The sequence below is a fragment of the Frankia sp. AgPm24 genome (assembly GCF_023243055.1).
GTDB lineage: Bacteria > Actinomycetota > Actinomycetes > Frankiales > Frankiaceae > Frankia > Frankia umida.
Map to the genome: position 1 here is coordinate 17,191 of NZ_JALKFW010000214.1, position 25,054 is coordinate 42,244.

Annotated in this window: 21 protein-coding genes; 10 read left to right on the forward strand and 11 right to left on the reverse strand. The window is 71.0% G+C overall.

The window, feature by feature from the left end:
• Positions 1-25: 25 nt before the first annotated feature.
• The 5 genes from MXD61_RS24115 to MXD61_RS24135 are packed head-to-tail and all read right to left on the reverse strand — an operon-like array spanning position 26 to position 4,979.
• Entirely contained in the window at positions 26-1,345 is a 1,320-nt protein-coding gene (locus MXD61_RS24115; RefSeq protein WP_248815707.1) for a biotin carboxylase, read from the reverse strand.
• Positions 1,342-2,583: an acetyl-CoA carboxylase biotin carboxylase subunit family protein gene (locus MXD61_RS24120; protein WP_248815708.1), complete on the reverse strand. Its 1,242-nt coding sequence runs from the start codon at positions 2,581-2,583 to the stop codon at positions 1,342-1,344. Before MXD61_RS24120 ends, MXD61_RS24115 begins: the two co-directional genes overlap by 4 nt.
• Entirely contained in the window at positions 2,580-3,860 is a 1,281-nt protein-coding gene (locus MXD61_RS24125; RefSeq protein ID WP_248815709.1) for an acetyl-CoA carboxylase biotin carboxylase subunit family protein, read from the reverse strand. The genes MXD61_RS24120 and MXD61_RS24125 overlap by 4 nt, the downstream gene beginning before the upstream one ends.
• A 39-nt stretch (positions 3,861-3,899) precedes the next feature.
• Complete coding sequence (locus MXD61_RS24130) at positions 3,900-4,655, reverse strand: iron-containing redox enzyme family protein (RefSeq protein ID WP_163549999.1); 756 nt, start codon at positions 4,653-4,655, stop codon at positions 3,900-3,902.
• Positions 4,656-4,706: 51 nt separating this feature from the next.
• Entirely contained in the window at positions 4,707-4,979 is a 273-nt protein-coding gene (locus tag MXD61_RS24135) for a 2Fe-2S iron-sulfur cluster-binding protein (RefSeq protein ID WP_248815710.1), read from the reverse strand.
• Between the two features lie 808 nt (positions 4,980-5,787).
• Between MXD61_RS24135 and MXD61_RS24140 the strand changes: the two genes are divergently transcribed.
• Both MXD61_RS24140 and MXD61_RS24145 read left to right on the forward strand, forming a co-directional pair.
• Complete coding sequence (locus MXD61_RS24140; RefSeq protein WP_248815711.1) at positions 5,788-8,166, forward strand: CoA transferase; 2,379 nt, start codon at positions 5,788-5,790, stop codon at positions 8,164-8,166.
• Positions 8,163-9,113, forward strand: coding sequence for an LLM class flavin-dependent oxidoreductase (locus tag MXD61_RS24145; protein WP_248815712.1), 951 nt, complete (start codon positions 8,163-8,165; stop codon positions 9,111-9,113). The genes MXD61_RS24140 and MXD61_RS24145 overlap by 4 nt, the downstream gene beginning before the upstream one ends.
• A 23-nt stretch (positions 9,114-9,136) precedes the next feature.
• Here MXD61_RS24145 and MXD61_RS24150 read toward each other — a convergent pair whose 3' ends face one another.
• The gene (locus MXD61_RS24150) at positions 9,137-10,297 is read right to left on the reverse strand and encodes a DUF418 domain-containing protein (RefSeq protein WP_248815713.1); all 1,161 of its coding nucleotides are present in this window, start codon (positions 10,295-10,297) and stop codon (positions 9,137-9,139) included.
• Positions 10,298-10,510: 213 nt separating this feature from the next.
• Positions 10,511-11,371, reverse strand: coding sequence for a DUF427 domain-containing protein (locus tag MXD61_RS24155; RefSeq protein WP_248815714.1), 861 nt, complete (start codon positions 11,369-11,371; stop codon positions 10,511-10,513).
• A gap of 543 nt (positions 11,372-11,914) precedes the next feature.
• Between MXD61_RS24155 and MXD61_RS24160 the strand changes: the two genes are divergently transcribed.
• Entirely contained in the window at positions 11,915-13,519 is a 1,605-nt protein-coding gene (locus MXD61_RS24160; protein ID WP_248815715.1) for an FAD-binding oxidoreductase, read from the forward strand.
• 7 nt (positions 13,520-13,526) lie between these two features.
• Here the strand turns inward: MXD61_RS24160 and MXD61_RS24165 are convergent, their stop codons facing one another.
• A complete protein-coding gene (locus MXD61_RS24165) occupies positions 13,527-13,790 on the reverse strand; it encodes a hypothetical protein (RefSeq protein ID WP_248815716.1) in 264 nt (87 codons plus the stop codon).
• A gap of 741 nt (positions 13,791-14,531) precedes the next feature.
• On the opposite strand from MXD61_RS24165, the gene MXD61_RS24170 reads away from it, so the two are divergent.
• From MXD61_RS24170 to MXD61_RS24185, 4 genes are all read left to right on the forward strand, one after another.
• The gene (locus tag MXD61_RS24170) at positions 14,532-15,749 is read left to right on the forward strand and encodes an ABC transporter substrate-binding protein (protein WP_248815717.1); all 1,218 of its coding nucleotides are present in this window, start codon (positions 14,532-14,534) and stop codon (positions 15,747-15,749) included.
• A gap of 198 nt (positions 15,750-15,947) precedes the next feature.
• Positions 15,948-16,259 carry a putative quinol monooxygenase gene (locus MXD61_RS24175; RefSeq protein ID WP_248815718.1) on the forward strand — a complete coding sequence of 104 codons (312 nt, stop codon included), beginning with the start codon at positions 15,948-15,950 and terminating at the stop codon, positions 16,257-16,259.
• Positions 16,260-16,383: 124 nt separating this feature from the next.
• Positions 16,384-17,157, forward strand: a complete 774-nt coding sequence (locus MXD61_RS24180) for a 3-hydroxyacyl-CoA dehydrogenase (protein WP_248815719.1) — start codon at positions 16,384-16,386, stop codon at positions 17,155-17,157.
• A 118-nt stretch (positions 17,158-17,275) separates the two neighbouring features.
• On the forward strand, positions 17,276-18,241 hold the full coding sequence (locus MXD61_RS24185; RefSeq protein WP_248815720.1) for an SDR family NAD(P)-dependent oxidoreductase: 966 nt from the start codon (positions 17,276-17,278) through the stop codon (positions 18,239-18,241).
• 166 nt (positions 18,242-18,407) lie between these two features.
• On the opposite strand, the gene MXD61_RS24190 is transcribed toward MXD61_RS24185, so the two are convergent.
• On the reverse strand, positions 18,408-20,576 hold the full coding sequence (locus MXD61_RS24190) for a hypothetical protein (protein ID WP_248815721.1): 2,169 nt from the start codon (positions 20,574-20,576) through the stop codon (positions 18,408-18,410).
• A 369-nt stretch (positions 20,577-20,945) separates the two neighbouring features.
• Between MXD61_RS24190 and MXD61_RS24195 the strand changes: the two genes are divergently transcribed.
• The 3 genes from MXD61_RS24195 (at position 20,946) to MXD61_RS24205 (ending at position 23,555) form a co-directional block, all read left to right on the forward strand.
• Positions 20,946-21,461: a PH domain-containing protein gene (locus MXD61_RS24195; protein ID WP_248815722.1), complete on the forward strand. Its 516-nt coding sequence runs from the start codon at positions 20,946-20,948 to the stop codon at positions 21,459-21,461.
• Positions 21,462-21,569: 108 nt separating this feature from the next.
• On the forward strand, positions 21,570-22,397 hold the full coding sequence (locus MXD61_RS24200; RefSeq protein ID WP_248815723.1) for an acyl-CoA thioesterase II: 828 nt from the start codon (positions 21,570-21,572) through the stop codon (positions 22,395-22,397).
• A gap of 18 nt (positions 22,398-22,415) precedes the next feature.
• Positions 22,416-23,555 (forward strand): epoxide hydrolase family protein, encoded by a 1,140-nt coding sequence (locus MXD61_RS24205; protein ID WP_248815724.1) that lies wholly within the window; start codon positions 22,416-22,418, stop codon positions 23,553-23,555.
• 21 nt (positions 23,556-23,576) lie between these two features.
• On the opposite strand, the gene MXD61_RS24210 is transcribed toward MXD61_RS24205, so the two are convergent.
• Complete coding sequence (locus MXD61_RS24210; protein WP_248815725.1) at positions 23,577-24,143, reverse strand: cupin domain-containing protein; 567 nt, start codon at positions 24,141-24,143, stop codon at positions 23,577-23,579.
• On the reverse strand, positions 24,143-24,997 hold the full coding sequence (locus MXD61_RS24215) for a LysR family transcriptional regulator (RefSeq protein ID WP_248815726.1): 855 nt from the start codon (positions 24,995-24,997) through the stop codon (positions 24,143-24,145). The genes MXD61_RS24210 and MXD61_RS24215 overlap by 1 nt, the downstream gene beginning before the upstream one ends.
• Positions 24,998-25,054 lie beyond the last annotated feature (57 nt).

The following is a 25,054-nucleotide window of genomic DNA, read 5'->3' on the forward strand; positions in this document are numbered from 1 at the left end:
CACCAATGTGCCGTCCCCCTCGCGGTCAGTGCGCATCGATGTCGATCCGTTCCTCGACGGCGGCACTGAGCCGGTCCAGGCGGTCCCGCAGGGTCGGGGCGTCGGGGGCGACCAGGACGATCTGCCCGACGAAACCGGCGTTGTCCGCGACCTCGGCGCGCACACGCTGGCCCGGCGCGGTGGTGAGGGTCGCGTCGTGCAGGGGAATGCCGAGGTCGGCCGCGACGTCGGCGACGGTCGGGGTCGACACGACGATGCCGTCGCGGGGGGCGCGCAGCATGCGGATACCGCTGGCCGCGTGCGCCCGCGGGCGGGCGGGCTGGATCTCGCCGGTGGTCGACCAGCGTAGCCATTCCCGCCACGGGTCGAAACCGGGAAAGGCGAGCCGGGCGAGATCCCAGATGTGCATGCCGCCGGGACGCAGATTGGTCTCGACCGCGGCGACGCCCCGTTCCAGCAGGAAGAGTTCGGTGTGGAAGGCGCCGTTGGTCGGGGACACCAGATCGCGCACGTGCGCGCCGGCCCGGTCGAGCAGCGCGGTCTGCACGTCGTCCAGCGGCGCCGGCACGATCTGCTGGTATTCGGCCCGGAAACGGCCTGTCGTGGTGTGCTTCTCGGTCAGCCAGCGGTGGCCACCGGCGAAATCCCAGCTGTATTCGCGGGCGCCGGTCACCAGCGTCTCCACCATCACCCCATGTTCGTGGTACGGCGCCAGGGCCGTCCACACCCGCGGGCAGGCGGCGACGGAGGGGACGATCTGGCAGCCGCGGCTGTTGCCTTCGCTGGTCGGTTTGACGAACGCGGTGCCGCCGAAGCGGCGGACGGCCGACTCGAACGCGCCCAGTGAATGGACGACCTGGCTGCGCAGCGGCGTGTAGCCGTCCGGATGCGCGGTCGGGGAGACCGCGGCCTCGGCGGCGCGGAACCGGTGCTTGTCGAGGCCGAGCACCGCCCGGGACGGTTCGGCGCCGGGCAGCCCGAACCTGGCCGCCAGCTCCGCACCGAGCACGACGCCACGGTCAGCGAACGGCAGCACGCCGATCGGCCGCAACCCGAGCTGTCCCAGCCGCGCGGCGACCCGCTTCGCGGCGGCGAAGGCGCTGGTCGTGCTGGTCGCGCTGGTCGAGCCGGGTGGGTCGGTCGCTTCGGGTGGGTCGGACGGGGTGAGCTGGCCGAGCGGGGTGGCGATCACGACGTCGGCGGCGGTGGCATCCCGCGGTCCCGGCCGCTCGGTGACCAGGACGAGCCGCGCGTGGTGTTCCCGATGGCACAGGTCGCGCAGTTTGACGACGTCGTAGACGCGGGTGTTGTTGTAACCGGTGAGGACGAAGCAGGCCGTGGTCATACCGACTCCAGAACGGCCGGCTGGGTCTGGGTCCGCTGGGTCGTCCGTGTGCAGATCTCGGTGAGGGTCGCCCGCAGGTCGGTGGCGTTGCCGCGGACGATCCCGGAAAGCGGTGTCGCCGCCGCGGCATAGCTGATCTCGCCGGCCTTCGCCGCCGGACGGGTGTTGTGGACGTGGGACACCAGCCGTCCGGTGAAACGGTGCGGATCGAAGTCGACGGTGGCGTGGTCGGTGTCATGGTGGGCGGGGAAGACGAACCAGCCGTACAGATCCGTGGACAGCCGCATCGGCGGCTCGTCGATCTCACCGAAAAGCTGCTGCGCCAGGTCCACCTGGTAGAGGTTGATACCGGTGCGTAGCTCGAAGGTCTCCGCGACACCGGCGCCGCCGACCCGGCTCGCCGTCTCCAGGAACAGAAACCGGCCGTCGCCGGCCCGGATCAGTTCGAAATGGAAACAGCCGTCCCGCTGGCCGAGTACGGGCAGGGTGCGGCGCAGCAGCGCGAGCGCCGCCGGCTCGTCGGGTGTCTGCGCGGAGCCCAGCGGGCTGCCGAAGGCGAAGTTCAGGCAGTCCCCGACGTAGACGCTGCACGTGGCCGCGCGGACGGTGCCGCCGCGCAGATAACCGTCGAGGTGCCAGATCTCGCCGGGCACGAACTCCTCGACGAACACCTCGGCCGCGGCCTCGGCGCCGAGCCGGTCGAGGCGCTCGAGGACCGCCTGGACGTCGCCGGTCTCGATGCCGGTACTGGACGCCTCCAACCGCGGCTTGATCAGATAGGTGCCGGCCGTCGCGCTGGACGTGGAGGCGGGGATGGACGTGGGCGTGGACGTGGGGATGGGCGGGGTGCGGCGGAAGCCCGCGACGCTCCAGAACGCGGGCTGGGGGATGCCGGCGGCCGCGGCGCGGGTACGCATGAGCCACTTGTCCCGTAGCGGGGCGATGTCGGCGGGTCGGTCACCGGGGATGCCGAAGCGGGCGCGCAGGTGCGCGGCGGGCAGCAGGTCGTACTCGGAACGGGCGATCAGCCGGTCGGCGTTGCCCAGCCAGTCCGCGTGCTGTGCGGACAGGGCGTCCATGTCCGTGGTCGGGGTGGCCAGGACGCGGCTGTGGGCGCCGGCGGGCAGGCCGTCGGTCGTGCCCGTGCACAGGTAGCGCACGTCATGGCGGGTGTGGTCGACGGCCAGGTCGTAGCGGATCTTGCTGAACGGGATGCGGTGCAGGATGACGATGTTCATGGCCGATAGCCGATCTCCAGATAGGACTCCGTCTCGACGACGAAGTCGGCCGGCAGGTCGGGGCCGAGCGCGGTGACGTCCCACAGCGCCTGGCCGACGAAGATCTCCCGGTCGACGTCGGGCAGGGTGTCACCGTCGTGGACGAACACCTTCTCCTCGAGGACCTCGACGCGCGCCGGCCGGCGGGTGATCCGGGCGATCCGCTGACCTGGATCGCCGAAGAAGACCCGGAAGAACGTCCTGCGCACCCCATCGGCCGCCGCCGTCTCGATGCCCGCCGCCGCCGTGTCGGGCTGGTCGAGCAGCAGGTCGATCCAGCGGCCGAGCAGGTCGACACCGCTGTGCACCAGGGTGCTGGGCACGATGTAGGCGCCGCCGATCCGCGGGTTGATCTCGACGATCTCCCAGGTCCCGTCGGGGGTGTGGCGGGCCTCGACGTGGTGGACGCCGGTGTCGACGTCCAATGCCTTCAGGGCGAGCGTGACGTGGTCGATGCCGCGCTGCACCGCCGCGGCGCCCAGCGAGGTCGGCGGGCACACGCAGGCGTTCTCGAGCACCGTCCGACCGGACTCGCGCAGGTCGACCTTCTCGTGCACGGCGTGCACGGTCGCCGAACCCCGTTGGACGCTGACCTCGAAGCTGCACTCCACGCCGTCGATGAACTCCTCGAGGAGAAACGACGGGGCGCCCTCGAAGGCACCGGCGTAGGCGACGTCGCGCGCCGCCCGCTCCCAGAGCTCGGTGAGTTCCGCGGCACCGCCGAGGCGGTCCGCGCGCACGGCGCCGAGCGAGGCGAACCCGGTGCGGGGCTTGACGAAGTAGCGGGACGGGTCGGCCAGCGTGGCGTAACGCTCGGGGTCGAACGGCCAGGCACCCACCCGCGTCAACCCGTGTTCGCGCAGCCGCTCCCGCATCGCGAGCTTGTCCCGCAGCTGGCGGACGGTGCCCACGGCCAGGTCACCGGCGCCGATCGACCGGTTCGCGTAGGCCATCAGCTCCCGGTAGGCGTCCCAGACGCTGATCGCGCCCAGCAGGTGGACGCCGTCCGCCGCCAACCGGGCGAGCGTCTCGTCGACGTCGGTTTCGCGCAGGCCGTGGCCGCCGCCGAGGTGCAGCGCACCGACGTCCGCCTGCCAGTCCGCGGCCTCGCCGGCGTCCGCGGGACGCGACGACAGGACGTAGGGGGTGATCCCCCGCTGGCGCAGCGCGGCGACCAGCGGTGCCACCATGGTCCTGAGCTGGTGTGAAAGAACGAGAAAGCCAGAGTTCCCAGCCATACCGATAATCCAATCCGGAACAGGGGGTTTCGGTCGGCGTCAGGCCGACTGCGGTTCGACGGCGCCGAAACGCTCGTACATGTCCACGAAGAACTGACGGAGCAGTTCCTGGATCTCGTCGAAGTACCGTTTGATGTCGACGATGTCCTGCTGGCTCTCCACGAAGAGACCGAGGATGTCCCACATGTCCTGAGTGTGGTCCTCGACGAGGTCGGTGTTCAGGTGTGCGGCCTGGCCGACGATCATGTCCTTGCCGAGTGACTTCGACATGGCCCTGATCTGCTTCGGGGTGATTTTCTGGGTGGTGTACTCGACCAGATAGCTGTAGCAGATCACGCCGAGAACCTTCTCGTGCTCCGCCACGAAGTACAGGTAGCCGGCGAGCAGCCGGGTGTACAGGCTCGGCTCGGTCTCGAAGATGTCCTGCGCGGACAGCCCCACCTTTTCGGCGTCCTTCATGAACAGGACGTCGTGCAGCATCTCCTCGTCCTGATAGGCCGCGTACAGCTTCGCCGCCTCGGCATTGACCTTAGTGATCTTGTGGAGGGCGTAGGACTGGGCGGTGCGCATCAGGCGAATACGCCAGGCGTGCTCGATCAGCGTCTGCCGGTAGTACCGCAGCTGGATCTCGCTGCCCTCGAGATGGCGCGCGAACGGTACGGTCGCGTTCCACTGGGCCATCTTCTCGTCCAGGAAGGCGTCGATCTCCTGCTTGGCCTGCGCGCTGTCGCGGGGCGACAGGAACGGCTTGCGGCGTAGCAGTGCGCTGTGGGTGAGGCGGTTCGTGGTCTCCATGACAGTTCTCCTGATATTGGTGGATGTACGGGTGAAGGTGCTGGTGGGGGGCTAGTTGACCTCGTCGAGGACGGCGTCGCCGTAGGCCCGGCTCTGGCAGGCCAGGCGCATGGCCGGGCTGTCCTCGCCGAGCAGTTCGAAGAGGCTGTCCTCCCGTGAGGTGCGCGGCGACAGGTTCTCGGCGCCACTCACGATGCGAACGGCGCAGATTCCGCAGCTGCCGGACCTACAGCCGAACGTGATGATGTCATCCATTTCGGTCAGGTCGACGTAATCCTCGAAGTCGACCTTCTCGTCGGCGCTGACGAACTTCAGCGTGGGCATGTGACACCTCCATGCGGGTGTGTCGGACGAAAAACGGACCGGTTCGGCGGCGAACCGCCGGCGGCCCGACGGGCTGGGTCCGACGCGGTGGGCGCAGCGGTTCTCCTAGCCGAGTATCTGGTTCGGAGCGGATTCCATGACTCCTCCCTGGGTGGCGCCGGTGGTTACCGGGTCGCCCACCTTCTCGCTGTTCACCGTGTCGCTCCAAGAAGCAGCCCTGGATATCCGGGACGAGGGCAGGTGGCGCGGCCTCGTCCGGTCGCCGTCGCTGCTTCGGTCGCCATCGGGCGAGGCTTTCGGAAACCGCTCTCCCATGTGCCGGTACGAGGGTGGCCGTCGCCATCACGGCCATCCTGTCACCGGCTGATGACGGGATTGCAAGAATGACTTTACGTGGGATCACGCGGCCGACCGGCTGACGCGACGGCACGTTTTCTGTCGAGCAGCCGACATGCGGTTCGGGCACTGTTCTCCGCCTGCCGGCGTTGCCGGGATCTGTCAACTTTTTTCTCGTCCTCGAGGTAGGTGGGCCGACCGGGGTCGAGGGGTCGCTCGACCTTGGTCGATGGTCCGAGCTGGCCCTTGCCGACCAAGGTCGGTGGACCGGGGTTCGTCCGGTCGCCTAGCATCCGGGCGGCAGGACAGTAGGCGTCTGGGCAGGGCGGCAGACGTCAGGTAGGGCACTGGGCGTCAGAGGGCACTGGGCGTCAGGGGTAGGGCAGTGGGCGTCAGCACCGACTGGGAGGCTGCGAAGCATGGCCAGGACCGAGTGGACATGAGAGACGCCGGGCCGTTAACCACTGGTCCGTTGGCCGGCTGGCGGGTGCTCGATGTCGGCGAGAGCGTGGCGGTGAGCTTCTGCACCCGGCTCCTGGCCGATCTCGGTGCCGAGGTGGTGATGGTCGAGCCGCCGTCCGGGCATGTGCTGCGCGCCGCCGAGCCGCGCACCGCCGCGGGTGTCAGCGCCCGGTTCGTCTACCTCAGCGCCGGTAAGCGTAGCGTCATCCGGCCCGTGGGCGAGGGGATTCTCGAGTTGGCCGCCGCGGCCGATCTGCTCGTCACCGACCTCGCGCCGGCCCGGCTCGACCCGCTGGCCACGCGGATTCCCGACACCGCGGTGGTGTCGGTGCGTCCTTTCGGGGCAACCGGACCGTCCAGCGGCCACCAAGCCCATCATCTGACGTTGTTCCACGCGTCGGGAGAGGGCTCGACCCTGCCGAGCGGGCTGGGCTGGCAGCGGTTCCCCGACCGCGCGCCGATCCAGCTCGGCAGTGAACTCGGCTACTTCGACGCGGGTTGGAACGCCGCCATCGCCGCCCTCGCGGCCTGCTGGGACGCCTCCCGACGGCCCGCCGCGAGGACGGCGGCCGGCGGGCGGGAGCGGGTCAGCGCCCAGCGGGTGGACGTGTCGGTGCAGGAGTCGCTGCTCACGCTCAACCGCACCCGGCTGAACCGCTTCCTCAACGACGGAATCCTGGTCGGACGGGAGCGTTCCCGCTACCCGGTCGGCGGGATGCAACGCTGCCAGGACGGCTGGATCCAGGCCGTCGGCCTGCGCGACGAGCACTGGGATCGGCTGCTGGCCACACCGCAGGGCGCCGAGTTCCGGGCCGCCGGCTTCGACACCGCGCAGGCCCGCGCCGCCGACGTCGCCGGCCTGCAGAAGGCGCTGACCGCCTGGTGCGAGGCGCGGCCCAAACACGAGGCCGCCCGCCTCCTCGCGGCGGTCGGCGCCCCCGCCGGCATCTTCGCCGAGCCGACCGACCTGCTCGAGGACGAGCAGCTCGCCCACCGCGACTTCTTCCGCGACGTCGGCGTCGACGACGGCGACGGCGGTCACCTGCGCATCCCCGGCGCGCCCTACCGGTTCTCGGCGTCGGCGCTGCCCGTGCGCCCGGCCCCCCGGCTCGGCTCGTCCACCGGCTTCGAGTCCCGCGAGTCCCGCGAGTCCCGCGAGTCCCGTGGGTCGCACCTGCCAGCCCAGTCGAACCGGCCCGGGGATGGGCGGCTGTTGGACGGGGTCCGGGTGCTCGACTTCACCTGGGCGGCGGCCGGTCCCTACGCGACGCTGCTGCTGGGCTTTCTCGGAGCCGAGATCATCAAGGTCGAGTCGACGCGGCGGCCGGACCTCGCCCGCTACGGCTTCCTCGCCCGTTACGACACCCTCGAGGCGTCACCGATCTTCAACGAGCTCAACCTGAACAAGCGGTCCCTGCGCCTGGACCTGACCCAGCCGGACGCCCTGGCGCTGGCCCGCCGGCTCGCCGGCGAGGTCGACGTGGTCGTCGACAACTTCCGCCCGGGTGTCATGGCCCGCCTTGGTCTGGGCGCCGAGGTCCTGCTGGACCTCAACCCGCGCCTGGTCGTCGCCTCCTCCTCGGCCAACGGCTCGACCGGTCCACTTGCCACCGGAGCGGGCCTGGCCAGCATCTTCTCCGCGACGGGTGGGCTGTCCGTGCAGAGCGGCCACCCGGACGGCCCGCCCACCGACGTCGGGGACCCGGTCGACTACCGCAGCGGCGCGGCGCTCGCCGTGGGTATCCTCGCGGCCCTGCTCGACCGCGACCGGACCGGCCGCGGCCAGCATCTCGACCTGTCCTCACGCGAAGTGGTGATCGCCAGCGCCCCCGACGCGGTGCTCGCCCACGTCGCGGGCGTCCCCTGGCGGCAGCGCCGCGGCAACGGCCATCACACGATGACCCCGCACGGCGTCCACCCCTGCCGTCCCACCGCCGGCGAGGACGGCTGGCTCGCGCTCGCGGTCGGCGACGAGGCCCAGTGGTCGGCGTTGTGCGCGGTGCTCGGCCGCGACGACTGGCCCACCGCCCTGCCCACCCCCGCGGCCCGCCGCGCCGCCGCCGACGAGATCGACGAGGCCATCCGGGCCTGGACGCACCCGCGGACGGCCGCCGAGGCAGCGGCGTCCCTGCAGGCCGCCGGCGTCCCCGCCGAACCGGTCATGACCTTCGCCGATCTTGCCACCGACCCGCATCTGGCCGCCCGCGAGGCGTTCGTCGAGGTCGACCATCCGGTGCTCGGACGCCAGCGGGTGCTGCGGCCACCGTGGCACTTCTCCGCCGGTGGACGTGGCGGCACCGGCGGCGGCGAGGTCCGCCCCGGTCCCGTCCTCGGCGCCGACACCGAGACGATCCTCGTCCGCTACACCGACCGAGAGGTGGCCCAGTGACGGGCACGCGGCCCCAGCAGGTGAAGGTCGGTTTCGTCGTCGGCGGTGACCTGGCACGAGCCGCCCGGTTCGACGCACTGCCCATCGACTCGTTGTGGACGGGCGGGCACGTCGCCTCCCGTAATCCCTCGACCGAGGCGATGATGACCCTGGCGCGGCTGTCCGCGGTGACCGAACGGGTCCGGCTGGGCACGTCCATCCTGCTGCTGCCGTTGTATCCACCGGCGATCATCGCGAAGCAGGTCGCCGACCTCGACCGGGCCAGCGGCGGCCGGCTGACCCTCGGCGTCGGCATCGGCGGGGAGTACCCGCAGGAGTTCCGCGCGTGCCAGGTCCCCCTGAACGAACGCGGCCGCCGCCTGGACGAGGCGATCCCCCTGCTGCGCGGGCTCTGGACGGCGCAGGAGATCACCCACGAGGGCCCGTTCTACTCCATGGCGGACGTCCGGATTCACCCCGCGCCCGCCCAGGCCGGCGGCCCACCCATCGTCATCGCCGGCCGCAGGGAACGGGCGATGCGCCGCGCAGCCCTTGTCGGCGACGGCTGGATGCCCTACCTGTACTCGCCGCGGCGCTATGCGGCCTCGGTCCAGACGATCAGCGCCCTGGCCGCCGAAGCCGGCCGTGACCTGACCGGATTCGAATACCACGCGTTCGTCTTCGTCAACGTCGACAAGGACGGCGACCGGGCCCGCGAGGAGGCCGCCCGCACCATCGGCGGCAACTACGACCAGGACTTCCGCGCGATGATCGACAACGTCGCGGCCGTGGGCACCCCCGAGGAGGTCACCCGCAAACTGGCGGATTTCGTCGCCGCCGGTGTCCAGCACTTCGTCTTCATGCCGGCACCCGGCACCGGCGATCCCGACGATGTCGTCCACCGCCTGCTCGACGACGTCCTGCCCGCCGTCCACGCCGAGACCGCTTCGGCGGCCGGACCCACGTAGGCCCGAGTCACGGTGATGGCCCGTCACCGTGACGGGCCTGGTCGGTAGGTGATCTGGCGGATCAGGGTCTCGAACGGCCCGCGGCGGCCGGTCCGGCGCATCCAGGCGGCCGTCAGCACGGTACCCAGCCAGGTCAGCGCCGCGAGAACCGCGGTCGTGGCGACGGTCAGGGTGCCCGAGAGGTCGAGCAGGAACGGTGTGAACACGAGTGCCCAGACCAGCGACTGGGACAGATAGCAGGTCATCGACCGCTGCCCGGCGGCCGCGATCGCCGCCACCGATCGAGGCCGTGGCCGCGGTGAACCCTGGACGCGGGCCGCGATCAGACACAGCGCGGCGGCATAGCCGAGCCCACCGAGCAGTCCCGTCGCGTCGTGCAACGGGCCGATCATCCGCAGCACCTCGGGTGCGGGTGTCGCGACGACCCCGGCGAGCATGAGCGCGACCGGCTGCGCGCCGAGCACCGCCGCGCCGATGCCGACCACCGCCGTGGCGCGCAGCAGCGCCCGGTGCGACTCCGGCTGTTCGAGAACGCGACGGCGGCCCGCCCACAACCCGAGCGAGAAGGGCCCGACGAACCCCAACGGCCCGCCGAACGCGACCACGCCCGACACCGGCGGTCGTTCGGTCAGCATCGTGATGACGTTCGGTGGCAGCATCGAGGCGTCCGGCGGATCGGTGCTGATGGTCGCCGAACCGCCGCTGGGTGACGCGCCGAGGACGAAGAACACCAGCGCGATCGTCAGCAGCCAGCGATCCCGCCAGCCGACGATCCACGCGCCGACGAACAGCAGCATCCCGTAGGCGCTCAGAATGTCCCCGACATACAGCAGCACCGCATGCGCGAACCCGACACAGACCAGTACCAGGGCGCGCCGCCACAACAACCGGCGGACGGCCCGCGGCCCGCGTTCCCGCTGGCGTCGCACGATCTGGGCGACCCCGTAGCCGAACAGCAGCCCGAACATCGGGAACGCCCGTCCGTCGACGAAGGTGGCGATCAGCCAGATGACGGCCGCGTCGAGGCCCGACCCGTCCCGGGGATAGCCGCCGAGCACCGACGAGCCGCGCAGAAAGTAGTGCGAGTTCGCCAGGGCGATGAACAACAGCATGAACCCGCGGGCGAGGTCCGGGCCCAACGCCCGGGCCTCGAGCGCCAGGGGCTGTGCAGGAGTCGATGTCACCGATCCAGTCAAGGACACCCGTCGTGGTGAGCACATCCGGCGCGGGATGCAACTGTCACCTCCCCCTGAAGGCGGAATCCACGGTCCGGCGGTCGACGTGGGTATCACCGCGTTCACCGCGGCCCGGGTGCCGCCTGTGCGCTGACGGTCGTGCGGATGCGTTCGGTGATGCGGGTGGCCGCGCCCGGCCGCGCACGACGCTCTCCCGTGGAATCAGGTGTGGACGCCGTCGACGAGGACGTCGACCTTCTCGTCGTAGAAGCAGACCAGGCCGGCGATGCGAATACTCTCGAACAGCGGCGTGGGGTAGTACCAGACGACATCCTCGTGGACCTCGCCGTTCACCCGCACGGAATGGTAGCTCGCGGTTCCCTTGTACGGGCAGTGGGTGGCGGAATCCGACGATGTGAGCAGCTCGGTACGCACATCCGTCAGCGGCAGGTAATAGCGGGGCCGCAGACCGGATTCGAACAACACCACCGGACGGACCGAATCGGCGACCGTCACACCGTCGATCTCCACCCGGACATGCCGGGAGCTCGCGAGAACGTCGATGCGGTGATACGGGTTGCGGGCGTGCCCGTAGACGATCTCGTCCTCCTCCAGCCAGGTGTCCAGCGCGTTCCAGTCGAACCGGACGAGCCCACGCAGCGCCGGGATGGGGGAGTCGGGGTGGGTGACGGCGGCGTCGGGGGCGGTGTGGTCGCCGATGACGACGTCGTGGCGAACCGCCGCACCCCGGCTCGGCGAGCGGTTGACCGTCCCGTTGGGCACCAGCGTCGCGCGGACGTCCTCGGCGGGCAGGTAGTAGACGGGGTAGTGCGGGCCCTCCCAGACCAGCACCGGGCGGACCGTGTCCACCACGACCTGGCCGCCGAGCAGGGCCCGTACCCGCTTGCCCGCCCGCTCGGCGTGGACCCGCTCACCGCCGACGGCACTGGCCGGTTTCGAGGCCCCGGCGGCCGGCAGGGCCGCCAACGCCGCGGCGGCTGCCTGAGTGTCGGCTGCCTGAGTGTCGGTGGCTGCCCGCGTGTCGGTGGGTGTGGGTGTGGTGCCCGGGGGAGTGCTCGTCATGGCTCTGGTTCCCTCCACCGCGTCCGTGTCCGCGCACCTGCGCGGACGTCCGTCACAGCATTCGATCGTGCGTGGCCTGCCGGCGTCCACCAGAACAACGACCCGGCCGCGGGCCTTCCCGACCCACCGGGCACGGCAGGCCACGGGCGCCGATGCCCCACCACCTCGACCGGCCGGGCGGTCACCGTCACGCGGACCTGAACACCGGCTCGGATGTATCACCGAAAAGTGCGATCCGATGCTGTGACGCCGGAATATCCCGGAACCGGGAAAAAGGCCGACCCGGCGGCGGACAACCAGTAGCATCCCCCTTCGTACGGCCGGTGTCAGCCACGTCGGAGATCCGGATTGTTTGCTGTCCGACGGGATGTTCCTTCGGGTGCCGATCGGTGGGTTTCCGCTGCCCTGAACTCGGTGGGTCCGTTTGTGTTCCCGTCGGAGCCGATATCCGTGGTCATGGATTCCCGGTCGCATGGCGGCGACCGCCCGTCCCGGCCAGTGCGCCGCCTCGTCGGCGCGAACACGCGCACAGGGGGAGCAGCGATGAACGATCTGACCCGACGGCGGCTGGGGCTGCTGGGCGGCGCGACGGCGGTCGGCACCGGACTGGCCGCGTCACCAGCCCGCGCCGCCACCGCACCCACCCCGGTAGCGTCCGCGGCCGTGATCGGGCCTGGTGACGCGCGCTATCAGGATCTGGTCCGCGGGATCAACTACCGTTTCATCGGCCAACCGGACCACGTCCGGCTCGCCACCACGGTGGCGCAGGTGCGCGGTGCCGTCGCCGACGCCGTGCGGGAGAACCGAACAATCGCGGTCCGCAGTGGCGGGCACTGCCTGGAGGGATTCGTCGGCGACCCCGCGGTCAGGGCGGTCATCGATCTCTCGCAGCTCACCGGGGTGTACGCCGACCTGCCACGCGGCGCCGTCGTGGTCGAAGCCGGGGCCACGCTGGGCACGGTCTACGAGGTGCTGTTCAAACGGTGGGGGGTGACCGTGCCCGGCGGTGTCGGCCCGCAGATCGGTGCCGGCGGGCATATCAGCGGCGGTGGCTACGGCGCGCTTTCCCGGCTGCACGGGCTGGTGGTCGACTATCTGAACGCCGTCGAGGTGGTCGTGGTGGACGTCTCGGGGCAGGCCCGCACGGTGGTGGCGACCGCCGCGGCCGACGATCCGAACCATGATCTGTGGTGGGCGCACACCGGCGGCGGAGGCGGTAATTTCGGGGTCGTAACCCGTTACTGGCTACGCGATCCGCACGCGACCGGGAACAGCCCGGCGACCTGGCTCCCCCAGCCGCCGGCGGCGTTGCTGCTGGCCCAGTACCGCTGGCCGTGGGCTCAGCTCGACGAGACGAGCTACACCCGGATCGTCGCCAACTTCACCCGCTGGCACGAGGCGAACAGCGCCCCGGGTGCCCCGGAGCGCGCCCTGTTCGCGGTGCTGTCGCTCAACAGTGTCAACACCGGAGATCTCGGCCTGACCGTGCAGGTCGACGCCACCGCGCCGAACGCCGCCGGGTTGCTGCGCGACTTCGTCGCGGCGCTGGGGGAGGGCACGAGCGTCGCACCGGTCGGCAACCAGCGGACGCTGCCGTGGTGGGACGCCTTCCGGTATTCAAGCTTCGCCGATTTCGGCCCGGGGATAGGCAACCGGGTGAAGCTCAAGTCGTCCTATCTGCGAAAGAGCTACACCCCGGCGCAGCTGGCGACCCTCTACCGGTGGCTTTCCCGGGCCGGGTATCCGGGGCGGGCCGCGACCGTCCTGCTGGCCGGCTACGGTGGCCGCATCAACAGTCTGCGGGCGGACGAACGGGCCATACCCCAACGTGATTCGGTGATCAAGGCGCAGTACTCCGTGCGGTGGATCGACCCGGCCGAGGACGAGCTGCACCTCAGCTGGGTGCGCGGCCTCTACCGGGAGCTGTTCGCCGACACCGGCGGCGTTCCCGTTCCCGGTGATCGCCACGACGGTGCCTACATCAACTATCCCGATGTCGACCTGGCCGATGCCGCCTGGAACACGTCGTCCACCGCCTGGTCGACGCTGTACTACAAGGGCAACTACCCGCGGCTACGCCAGATCAAGAAGCGCTGGGACCCGCAGGACCGCTTCCACCACGCGCTGGCGGTCCGACCCGCCGAGTAGCGGGCGCCTACGGCCGGCCACCACCACGGCCGCCGCCACCACCACGGCCGCCGCCACCACCACGGCCGCCGCCACCACCACGGCCGCCACCGTCACCACCCGCCGGCGCCTGGCCGCCACCACCCGCGGTGGTCGTCGTGTCGACGCCGACGGTGAGCGCGACGGTGTAACCGGCGGTGACGCTGCCGGTGACCGTGCCGAGCTGCCGGGCGCCGCTGTCGTCGCCGAAGACGTTGTCGCCGGCCAGACTGACCCGGGCCAGGTTCGTCACCGACGTGGCGTAACCGGACTGCTGGTAGACGACGTCGCATGCCGCTGGCCGGTGGCGGTGGCGCCGCTCGTGGCAGCAGCGGTGCTGGACGAGCTGGTGGCGGACGCGTCCGCGGAGGTGTCGCAGGCGGCGAGACCCGCGGTGGCGGCACCCACGCCGAGGAAGGCCAGTAGCCGGCGCCGGTTCATCGCGGTGCGCAGGTCGAAGGCCAGATCTGGTCGACGAGCTCCTCGTCGGGGCGGGCAACGGCCGACCCTCGTAGGTCGGGCTGCGGGCTGCGGGCGGATGGTCGGTGCGCCATGCGAGGCTCCGTCTCTCGGTGGAGATCCTCAGTAAGCCGCCCCAGCCTGTGCGTCTGCTGTGCGAGGTCTGTGGGAAGCCTGTGCCACCGGACGGGCGCCGCTGCCCGCCCGGACCCGCCGCCGGCCGAGGCCCACGGTCGGCCTGCTCGGTCGCCAACCCATGGATTCGCCAAGGTCGATATTGACGTCGACTTAGAGTGTGACTAGGGTCACCTGCATGTTGATCGAGGGGGTTGAGGGGCGCGGGCGAGGTGTGCGCCGCCCAGTTCCGCGGGTTTAGGCCTTCGGCCACCGGCGACGACCACCCAGGCAGTTCGAGAACGAGGTTAAGTTTATGGGACAGCAAAACCTTCCGCGAGAGACTGCGCTGCGCGGCACCGCGGACAGCCGGCCGTCGAAGCGTCGGCGTGGGCGGTTAGTCGGGTTAGCCGGTGCGACCGTGGGTCTGCTGGCCCTCGTCGCTGCCTGTGGGAGCGGTGGCGACGACAAGGCCGACAGCCCGACGGTGACCTCCAGCGCCAGCAGCGTGCTGGGGCCCGTCAACGCGGCCGCCGGCGCACCGGTCAAGATCGGCTTCATCTCCGACGGCAAGACCGACATCTCCGACAACTCGATCGAGATCACGGTGGCCAAGGCCACCGTCAAATATCTCAACCAGCACAAGGCCGGCATCGGCGGGCGTCCGATCGAGCTGGTCAGCTGTGAGTCCGCGGCCGACCCGAGCAAGGGCACCGACTGCGCGAACCGCCTGATCGAAGAGAAGGTCGTCGCCACCGTCATTGGCGCCTCCACGGTGATCGGCGCCGCCTGGGAGCCGCTGCACGCGGCGCACATCCCGGTGATGCTCTACAGCGGCGTCACCAAGGCGACCACCCAGGACACCGAGTCGACCTTCGCCATCCAGGACAACACCTTCGGCTTCTACACGCTCCCGATCCAGCGGGCGAAGGAAGCCGGCCTGAAGAAGGTCACCTATGTCGTGATCGACGTGCCGTCCGCGGTGGACTCGCTCAAGACGGTCGCTCCCGGGGTCTTCCAGAAGGCCGGAGTCGCCCTGAACGTCGTCGCCGTGCCGCCGGGCACCGCGGACATGACCCCGCAGATGCAGAACATCGTCAGCAAGGACCCTGGTCTCGTCTTCGTGCTGGGTAACGACTCCTTCTGCATCAGCGCCTTCAAGGGTCTGCAGGCGGTCGGCTTCACCGGTCCGATCTCCACCATCGGCGCCTGCAACACCGACGCGACCCGCAAGGCCGTGCCCGGTTCGGTCCTCAAGGGCATGACGGTCGCCGCGTCCGCACCCATCGGCGCGGACAACGCCTCGACCCGGCTCTACAACGCCGTCGCCGAGACCTACGGCAGCGGCATCGACACCACCCGCAACATCGGTATGACCTCCTTCATCGAGGTCACCGCGCTGGCCACCGGCGTGCAGGGCATCACCGGTGACATCACGGCCGCGAACATCACCTCCACGATCAAGAAGGCACCGCAGCGGCAGCTGGCCGGCGCGCTGGACATCGGCTTCCGCTGCAACGGCAAGGCCGACCCGCTGGCGCCGTCCACCTGCGTCCGCGGCGGCATCATCTCGGTCCTGGACGACAAGGGCCAGCCGCAGGCCTACAAGGTCCTCGGCGCGACCCCGATCGAGGACTGAGCCCGACCCGGTGTGGCCGCGGCGAACTGGGGTGAACAGGGGCTGACGGCACACCGGTCGACCTGCTGAGATGAGTACGGGTGGTCACCGCGGGCGCGGTGGCCACCCGTACTGTCTGTTGCGGCCCGCCTCGTTGTGGTAATCCCTGTTCGTTCTGTCTGTCCTTTCTGTCCTTTCTGGCCTGTCGAAGGAGATTCGATGAGTGTTGTCGTCGTCGCCGTGCTCAAGCCCCTGCCCGAGCGGCGGGCGCAGGTACGGGCCGCGTTCGAGGCGGCCTTCCCACTCGTCCACGAGCAGGACGCGGGCTGCGAGCTGTACGCGCTGCACGAGAGCGACGACGAGTTCGTCATCGTCGAGAAGTGGACGTCCGAGGACCTGCTTGACGAGCACGGGACCAGCCCGGCGATGAAGACCCTCGTCTCGGGGCTGGACGGGGGCCTGGCCGAGGCGCCGGTGATCCGCCGCCTGCGGGCGATCCCGCTGGGCACGGCCAGCCAGGGCCAGCTCTGACCCGTTCGGGACGGCCACCCTCCAGGGAGGCGTCGACCTCGATGTCCTGTCCCGGCGCTTACGACCCCGGCGTCGGGCGCGGCATCGCAGGGTCGGCCGGGTGGGCTGTGGCAGGCTGCTCGCCATGAAGGTCACGGGGAAGTCGGCGCTGGTCACCGGCGGTGCGTCCGGCCTGGGCCTGGCCACCGCCCAGCGGCTGCACCGCCAGGGAGCGCACGTCGTCGTCGTCGACCTGCCGACCAGCAACGGCAAGAAGATCGTGGACGAGCTGGGCTCCGGCGCCAGCTTCGTCCCGGCGGACGTGACCGACGAGGACGCGGTCGGGCGGGCGGTCGACACCGCGCTCGCCCACGGCCCGTTCGCCATGGCCGTCAACTGCGCCGGCATCGGCCCGGCGGCACGCATCGTCGGCAGGGACGGGCAGCCCAGTCCCCTGGACGGCTTCCGCAAGGTCATCGAGGTCAACCTGATCGGCACCTTCAACGTGCTGCGCCTGGCCGCCGCCGCGATGATCGCCCACACCCCGGTCGAGTCCGACGGCGAGGAACGCGGCGTGCTCGTCAACACCGCGTCCATCGCCGCCTACGAGGGTCAGATCGGCCAGGCCGCCTACGCCGCGTCGAAGGGCGGTGTGGTCGGCCTGACCCTGCCGGTCGCCCGTGAGCTGGCCCAACATCGGATCCGGGTGGTCACCATCGCCCCGGGCCTGTTCCGCACCCCGCTGCTGGAGTCGCTGCCCGAAACGGCGCTGCGTTCGCTCGGCACCCAGGTCCCGCATCCCAGCCGGCTCGGGGACCCGGCCGAGTACGCGAACCTGGTCGCCCACATCGTCGACAACGCGATGCTCAACGGCGAGGTCATCCGCCTCGACGGTGCCGTCCGGATGGCGCCCCGTTGAGCCGTCCGCCGAACCACCCGCTGAGTCGTCCGTCGTGGCGTCCGTCAAGGGCTGACATTGCCCCGGGATCGTCGGTCTCCCGGGAATCAACGCGGCGCGAAGCGGGCAGGAGGCGCCCATGACCGAGCCTCGCACCATCCTGATCACCGGCGCCACCGACGGCCTCGGCCGGGCCCTCGCGGCCCGGCTCGCCACCGAAGGCTCCACCCTCATCCTGCACGGCCGTGACCCTGCCCGACTAGCCGCGCTGGCCGACGAGCTCAACGCACTCGCCGGTCCCGCCAGTCGTCCCGGCCCCGAGGGTAGCCCTGGTCCTGAGGGTCGTCCCGGTCCTGAGGGTCGTTCCGGTGATGGCCCGCGGGTGCGGACCGTCCAGGCGGATCTGGCGGATCTGGCCCAGGTCCGCCGACTTGCCGGCGACGTGCGGGCCGCCACCGACCGACTCGACGTGCTCGTGAGCAACGCCGGCATCGGCTCCGGCGAGCCCGACGGTCGTACCCGCCGCACCAGCGCCGACGGCCACGAACTGCGCTTCGCCGTCAACTACCTGGCCGGGTTCCTGCTCACCCTGGACCTCCTGCCGCTGCTGCGCGCCACCGCCACCGCCGGCTCGTCCACCGCCGGCTCGTCCACCGCCGGCCCGGTCGGGCGTGCGCCGGCCCGGATCGTCAACGTCGCCTCCCTCGGCCAGCATCCCCTCGATTTCGACGACCTCATGCTTGAGCGCGCCTACAACGGCGGACGGGCCTACGCCCAGAGCAAGCTCGCGCAGATCATGTCCGGGTTCGAGCTCGCCGCACGGGTCGACCCCGCCGAGATCACCGTCAACAGCCTGCACCCTGCGACGTACATGCCGACCAAGATGGTGCTGCTGGAAGTCGGCCACAGCGTCGACGCCCTCGAGACCGGTGTCGAGGCCACCCACCGGCTGGTCACCAGCCCGGCGCTGGACGGTGTCACCGGCAGGTTCTTCGACCGTCAGCGCGAGACCCGCGCCAACCCGCAGGCCTACGACGGTGCCGTCCGCGCCGCCCTGTGGGAGCGCTCGCTCGCACTGGTCGACCGCGTCGGCGCCGCCGTCTGAGCCGTCCGGCTCGACAGCCAGCACCCCACCCCGCCACCGCGACGCCCCGCAACCGGCCCCACAGCAAGATCCCCCTACACGGGTCGCTGTGGGGGGCGAATCGGACGCGGATACCCCTACGGCGACCCGTGTGCACCCTGCACACCCGTGGGCCCCGGCGGCAGCGTCACAGACCGTGGCCATGGTCGAGGGCCGGCGTCGCCTCGTACGAACGAGGCAGCAGGGTCGTGGCCCGAAACCGTGCCTGGACGTCGGTGAGATAGTCGACGACCGGCAGTGCCGCGGACCCGTCCGGTCCGTCCGGGCGGTCGTGGGCGCCGTGGCGGACGAGGCCCAGCGTGCCGTCGGCGCCCAGCCGCAGCATCGTCGTCGCGCCCGTGCGTGCCCCGGTCGACGCCGTCCCGGTGATGACCGTCCCGGTGGTGACCGTCCCGGTGGTGGTCGTGTCGGTGGTGATCGTGTCGGTGGTGATCGTGTCGGCGTCGAGGATCGGGATGTCGGGGCCGAACATCGCGGCGGCGTCGGCGGCGGTGGCAGCCGGTGGCCGGCCGGTCCGGTTGGCGCTGCTGACGTACAGCAGCCGGAAGGCCGACAGCAGCGGCAGCACCGGTGCCCAGCGCGCCCCGAACAGCAGGGCGTAGCCGCCGCGGACGGCGGGGGACAGCCAGCCCGGCACGTCCACGTCCGGGCGCAGGGGCACCAGCAGTGTGACCCGCTCCTCGAGCAGCAACCAGGTGGCGAAGCCGCGTTCCGGGGCCGCCAGCGCGACCAGGTCGGCGAGCTCGCCCAGCAGCGCGTCACCGGTGACCCAGACCGCGACCTCCTGGTCGACCGGCCGTCGCTTGGCCTGGTTGACGGCCGTGGGCGTGGTGGCGGCGACCACGTAGGTCAGCGGCGGCGGATTCGGCATGATGACCGCCCGCCCGGCGACCAGCGCGGCCTGGACTTCCGGCGGCGCCGTCGCCGCGCTCACCGCGCGGCCTTCGGTGCCAGAACCGGGGCCGGTGCCAGAACCGGGGCCGGTGCCAGAACCGGGGCCGGCCACCGGAACCGGCCCCGGAAGCGTGCCGGCGTCGCGCAGGAAGCCTGCGAGGTCCTCGTCGGGAATCACGGCCTGGTCACGGCGGTACGCCTCCTGTTTCACCCAGCGCAGGGCGGCCGCGGTCTGCGCCCGGTCCGGCGCGAACCCGAGACGTTCGGCGACGGCCTGCACCACCCGGGCGCTGGCCAGCTGGGTGAGCAGGACGTGGGGTTCGACACCCAGGACGCGCCGGGGGTCGAAGGGCTGGAACGCGCCGGGGTGGACGAACGGCGTCCCGGTGGAGATGGTGCCGACGCCGCTGCCGACGATCGGTGTGGTGACCGACAACGGCAGGCCGGTGCGCGCGGAGACCATCTCGGCGATCTCCGGCAGCCGGGTCAGATCCGGCTCGGCCCACCACAGGTCGGCTCCCCGCCCGGGTGCGTCGGTGTCGCCGAGCAGGTCCGCCACGATCTCGGGACGGTAGGCGAGCAGGAACAACAGCTGCTCGGTGGCCACCATCCCACTGCGTTCGGCCAGGCCCAGCCAGGAGCAGGCCGCCACTCGCACCCCGGCCCGCAGCGCCGCGAGCGTGTTCGCCAGCCCCAGTCCGAGATCGTTGTGCAGGTGCGAGGCGAGCACCACCTGATCGCCGATACCGTGGTGCAACCGGTCGAACAGCCGGGCTGTCTGCGTGGGCAGCAGATCGCCGATGGTGTCGGCGATCACGACCACGCCGGCGCCGGCCGCGGTCACCCGCTCGGCGAGCTCCGCGAGCAGCACCGGATCGGCCCGTGGCGCGTCCGCGAGGCAGACGTCCACCGACAGCGTGCCCGCCACCCCGCCCGCCGTGCGGTCCGTGGCGTGCGCCTCGTCGACCAGCTCCGGGGCGAGGGTGGGCATCGCGCGTGCCGTCCGGTGCAGCATCACATCCGCCAGCAGGTCGGACGCCGGCACGACGATCATCACCCGGCGGCGGGCGGCCGCGTGTACCGCGGCCACGGCCTGGCGGACATCGGCGGCGGTGGCCCGGCACACCGCCGCCGGGCTCACCGCGCCGTCCACCTCGAGGGCGACCCGCCGGGTCACCTCGAACTCCTCGGCGCACACCGCCGGAAACCCGGCGGCGAAAACGACATGTCGGGCGCCGTGCACACCGAAGATCTGCCCCTGTTTCCGGGCGAGCCTTATCCGGAACCCGGCATTCATCAGGGTTTTCCCCTGGGCGCCGTCGCGGGCTGACTCCTCCCAGAGAACCAGGCGTCCGGCCTGGGCGGACGTCCGCACAATGTCCGTGGACAGATCGGTGGGCAACCGAACTCCTCTCGCCGAACGCGGTTCCGCGCGGTCTGCACAGAACTGCGGTTCACGACGAATTGTCGGGCGGTCTCGAGATGTGAGGCAAGGTCCGTCAGATCACTGATGATTTCGCGGAAATGCCCGGTGACATGTGCGTGGCACCGCTGCCTGGTCGGCGCGGTCGGGCGGCACGGTCCGACACCCCGCGTCAACCCGGCCCTGTCCGGTAGATGTCCGAAGGATGTCTGGTGCGCCGGCCCGGTCACCTGATCGCCGGATGTGACACCCGGGTTGCGATGTGTCGGATAAGGGATAGCCTGCATCGCGCCGTGTGTGCGATCATGATCTGTCGGAATTCGGGGGGCACACGGGGATGGTTCCGCCATGCGCATCGACGGCTATCTGGCCAACAACGAACATCTAACCGTACAAATACGACTTCACTGGGTGGTGGTTGCCCGGGTGGTTCTCGAGACAGCCGGCGTCCTCGCCGTCGCCATCGCCGTCTCCCTCTACGATGCCGTCCACCACGCGGGCATCGGTGTGTTGGTCACGCTGCTGTGGTGGGTGGCGCTGGCCGTGGTCCTCCGGCTCATGTGGCGACTGCTCGGCTGGTATCTCACCGTGCTGCTCATCACGAACACCCGGCTGGTGAAGGCGTCCGGGATCCTGTCCCGGCGGATACAGAGCCTGCCACTGTCGAAGATTACCGACCTGTCGTACAAACTCGATCCCAACGGCCGGCTTCTCGGCTACGGCACGTTCGAGATGGAGACCGAGGGCGATCACGTCAGCGCGTTGGAGAAACTCGAACACGTGCCCCGGCCCGACCGGTTCTACCTGCGCCTGTGCGACGGCATCTTCGGTGGAGCCCCCGAACCGGCCCTGGACGACGACTGACGCTGGTCGACCGCTCCTGACGTTGGCTGACCACACCTGACGGGGCTGGTGACAGGCCGGCGTGCTCTGACGCGCTCCGGCTACCCCGGCGCGGGTAGCCTCGGCGCTGTGGCACTGGAGCACAAGCCTGACTTCGCGGATCTGCTGACCCTCGACACCATCGACCGCGACATCTTCCGCGGTCGATGTCATGAGGGTGCACCGATGCGCGCCTTCGGCGGGCAGGTCGCGGCCCAGGCGCAGATCGCGGCCGGGCGCACCGTCGACCCCGACCGGCGGATGCACTCGCTGCACGGCTACTTTCTGCGCCCCGGCCGCACCGACGCGCCGATCGTCTACCTCGTCGAGCGGCTGCGCGAAGGCCGGTCGTTCACCACCCGTCGGGTCAGCGCCGTCCAGGACGGGGAGGTCATCTTCTCGATGTCGGCATCCTTCCAGCGTCCCCGGGACAGCGACGACAGCCATCGGCTGCGGATGCCTGACGTTCCCGGCCCCGACGAGCAGTCCCAGCGGTGGGGGCCGATGTTGATCGCCCCCGACTTCCCGCCGTTCCAGCTGCTCGATCTCCGGCTGGTGACCAGCTCCGCCGCCCCCGAGGACGGGATGCCCCGGCAGTACATCTGGGTTCGCGTCGATCAGCCGCTGACCGACGACCCGCTGCTGCACGTCTGCGCGCTGACCTATCTTTCGGATGTCACCCTGTCCACCACCGCGCGGCGCCCGCATCACAGGGCCGGACCCGGGCGGCTCGACCTGGTGTCGCTCGACCATGCGATGTGGTTCCACCGTCCGTTCCGCGCCGACGACTGGCTGCTGTTCGCCCAGGACAGCCCGACCGTCGGCGGCACCCGCGGGCTGTCCCGGGGCATGTTCTTCACCCGCGACGGCGAGCTTGTGGCCTCCGCCATGCAGGAAGCGGGCCTGTTGCGGCACTGACCGATACCGTCGTACGCCATGACCGATGCGATCGTCGAGATACGCCCCGAGTACAGCTCCGCCGCCGTCGCGGACCTGCGTGACCGGCTGCGGCGCACCCGCTGGGCCGAGCCGGCGACGGTCGACGACTGGTCGCAGGGCGTTCCGGTGGACTATCTGCGCGAGCTGTGTGGCTACTGGGCCGATGGCTATGACTTCGCCGCCGCCGAGGCCCGGCTTCGGGCGTTCGAGCATTTTCGCACCCGGCTGGACGGGTTGGACATCCACTTCATCCACGCCCGGTCGCCGCATCCCGGCGCGCTGCCACTGATCCTCACCCACGGCTGGCCCGGGTCGGTGGTGGAGTTCCTCGGTGTGATCGAGGCGTTGACGAATCCGGCGGACCCGGCGGACGCGTTCCATCTGGTCATCCCGTCGCTGCCCGGCTACGGCTGGAGCGCACGCCCGACGTCCACCGGCTGGGCCCTCCCGCGGATCGCCCGCGCCTGGGACGACCTGATGACCCGGCTGGGCTATGACCGTTATGGCGCGCAGGGCGGTGACTGGGGGGCGATGGTCACCACGAGTCTGGCCCAGCAGCGGCCCGCCCGACTCGTCGGCGTGCATGTCAACATGCCGCTGGTCGGCATCGGCCAGGCCGTGGCCCGCGGCGAGCTCACCGACCTCACCGATGCGGAGCGGGCGGCGCTCGCCCGGCTGCGCGAGTACACCACCTGGGGGATGGCCTACGCCTCGCAGCAGTCCACCCGCCCGCAGACCGTTGGTTACGGCCTGGTCGACTCACCGGTCGCGCAGTGCGCGTGGATCGTCGAGAAGTTCCACGAGTGGACCGGCCACGACGGTGATCTGGCGCAGGTGCTGTCGCGGGACCAGATCCTCGACGACGTGTCGGTGTACTGGTTCACCGGCACGGGTGCCTCCTCGGCCCGGCTGTACTGGGAAAGCCTGCGCGAGGTCGATGCCGACGAGGTCGCGGTGCCGTCGGGGATCTCGGTGTTCCCACACGAGATCTTCCGGGCGTCGCGGCGTTGGGCCGAGCGCAGGTTCACCGACCTGCGCTGGTTCGGCGAGCCGGCGCGCGGCGGCCACTTCGCCGCGTTCGAACAGCCGGCCCTGTTCGTCGACGAGGTCCGCGGCTTCTTCCGGCTCGTGCGCTGAGCGGACACCCGCCGTGGCCGGCTACGAGCAGGCGGAGCCGGTGTCGCCCGGATCATCGGTGCGCACCTCGGACCAGTCGAGGCCCTCGAGGTTGACGACGATCGCCTCCTGGGTGGTGCGGGCGATCACGACCAGCGCCTCCACCGACGGGTCGGGGTTCTCCTCGCGGTGCGGCACGTACGGCGGGACGAACACGTAGTCGCCGGGGGACGTCTCGACACGTGTCTCGACCGGGTCGTCCCCCTCGACGTTGAGAAAGACGAAGACGGGATGGCCGGCGACCACGTAGATCGCGGTTTCGGACGCGCCGTGGTGATGGTTGCCCGAGGACGTCGACGCGGGCACGTGCGTCTGACCCATCCACAGACTGCGGGCGCCGACGGTCTTGCCGCTGATCGCCTCGCGGCGGCGCATCCCCGTGGTCTGGGTGGTGTCACCGACGAGGCCGGCGGGGGCGACCCGGTGCAGCCGACGGTGGAACGGGTCGATGTCGGCGGGCACCGCGACCCCGCCGGGCGTGCGCACCACCCGGATGGCGCGACCGGACGATCCCGACGACCCGGCTGACCCGGCGGATGTGGCGGACATCAGGCTCCTTCGGCGAGCAGGTCGCGTAGCGCGTCGGCGGCCCGGCGGGTGACCGATTCGGCCAGGCCCGTGCGTGACCACACCGCCAGCGGAAGGGCACCGGGGGAGGGCAGGTCGTCACAGGCGACGAGGCCGACCGGGGTGTGGTGCAACGTCGCCATCAGCGCGACCCCGAGGCCCGCGCCGACGGCGGCCTGTACCCCGGCGAGCTGGATGGCCTCCGCGCCGATCACCGCGGGCAGGCCGTGCCGGGACAGTGTCTCCAACGCCCGGGTGCGCAGCGCGCACGGATGGTCGAAGGCGACCAGCGGGATCGGCAGGCTCGCCGCGGGGCGGTGCCAGCCGGGGGCGGCGTACCAGGTCAGCTCCAGATCGCCGACCGCCCGTGCCCGCGGATCGTCGGCCGGGCCGAGCAGCAGGGCCAGGTCGACGCCGCCGCCGTCGAGCCGCTCGCGCAGTTTCGAGCCCCGGTCGATCCGAAACCGGATCTGATGGCCGGCCGGGCCGTCCTCCAACGCGGCGCGCAGCGGCGGCAGCACCTGGGCGGCGGCGTGCTCGGTCGACCCGATGACCAGGGTCGCGTCGCCCGCGAAGCCGAAGTCCTCGAGGGTCTCGTCGTGCAGGGCGAGGATGCGGCGGGCCTGGGAGAGCAGTTTCTCGCCGTCCGCGGTCAGCCGGGAGCCGCGCCCCTGGCGTTCGACGAGCAGCCGCCCGGTGGCGGCCTCCAGGCGGCGCACATGCTGGCTGACCGCCGCCTGGCTCAGATGCAGCGAGGTCGCGGCCCGCTGGAAACCGCCGCAGTCCGCGACAGCGACGAGGCTGCGCAGGGGGGCGATGTCCAGGGTCCGGCGCATGTTCACCAGGCTACTCGAGAATGCATCACGATCCGCGATGGATCGCCATCATGAAGC

What these genes read in the sequence shown, in the direction of transcription:
- MXD61_RS24115 (WP_248815707.1), bottom strand. Translation starts at nt 1,345, where the DNA reads ATGACCACGGCCTGCTTCGTCCTCACCGGTTACAACAACACCCGCGTC.
- MXD61_RS24120 (WP_248815708.1), bottom strand. Translation starts at nt 2,583, where the DNA reads ATGAACATCGTCATCCTGCACCGCATCCCGTTCAGCAAGATCCGCTAC.
- MXD61_RS24125 (WP_248815709.1), bottom strand. Translation starts at nt 3,860, where the DNA reads ATGGCTGGGAACTCTGGCTTTCTCGTTCTTTCACACCAGCTCAGGACC.
- MXD61_RS24130 (WP_163549999.1), bottom strand. Translation starts at nt 4,655, where the DNA reads ATGGAGACCACGAACCGCCTCACCCACAGCGCACTGCTACGCCGCAAG.
- MXD61_RS24135 (WP_248815710.1), bottom strand. Translation starts at nt 4,979, where the DNA reads ATGCCCACGCTGAAGTTCGTCAGCGCCGACGAGAAGGTCGACTTCGAG.
- MXD61_RS24155 (WP_248815714.1), bottom strand. Translation starts at nt 11,371, where the DNA reads ATGACGAGCACTCCCCCGGGCACCACACCCACACCCACCGACACGCGG.
- MXD61_RS24160 (WP_248815715.1), top strand. Translation starts at nt 11,915, where the DNA reads ATGAACGATCTGACCCGACGGCGGCTGGGGCTGCTGGGCGGCGCGACG.
- MXD61_RS24175 (WP_248815718.1), top strand. Translation starts at nt 15,948, where the DNA reads ATGAGTGTTGTCGTCGTCGCCGTGCTCAAGCCCCTGCCCGAGCGGCGG.
- MXD61_RS24180 (WP_248815719.1), top strand. Translation starts at nt 16,384, where the DNA reads ATGAAGGTCACGGGGAAGTCGGCGCTGGTCACCGGCGGTGCGTCCGGC.
- MXD61_RS24185 (WP_248815720.1), top strand. Translation starts at nt 17,276, where the DNA reads ATGACCGAGCCTCGCACCATCCTGATCACCGGCGCCACCGACGGCCTC.
- MXD61_RS24195 (WP_248815722.1), top strand. Translation starts at nt 20,946, where the DNA reads ATGCGCATCGACGGCTATCTGGCCAACAACGAACATCTAACCGTACAA.
- MXD61_RS24205 (WP_248815724.1), top strand. Translation starts at nt 22,416, where the DNA reads ATGACCGATGCGATCGTCGAGATACGCCCCGAGTACAGCTCCGCCGCC.
- MXD61_RS24210 (WP_248815725.1), bottom strand. Translation starts at nt 24,143, where the DNA reads ATGTCCGCCACATCCGCCGGGTCAGCCGGGTCGTCGGGATCGTCCGGT.
- MXD61_RS24215 (WP_248815726.1), bottom strand. Translation starts at nt 24,997, where the DNA reads ATGCGCCGGACCCTGGACATCGCCCCCCTGCGCAGCCTCGTCGCTGTC.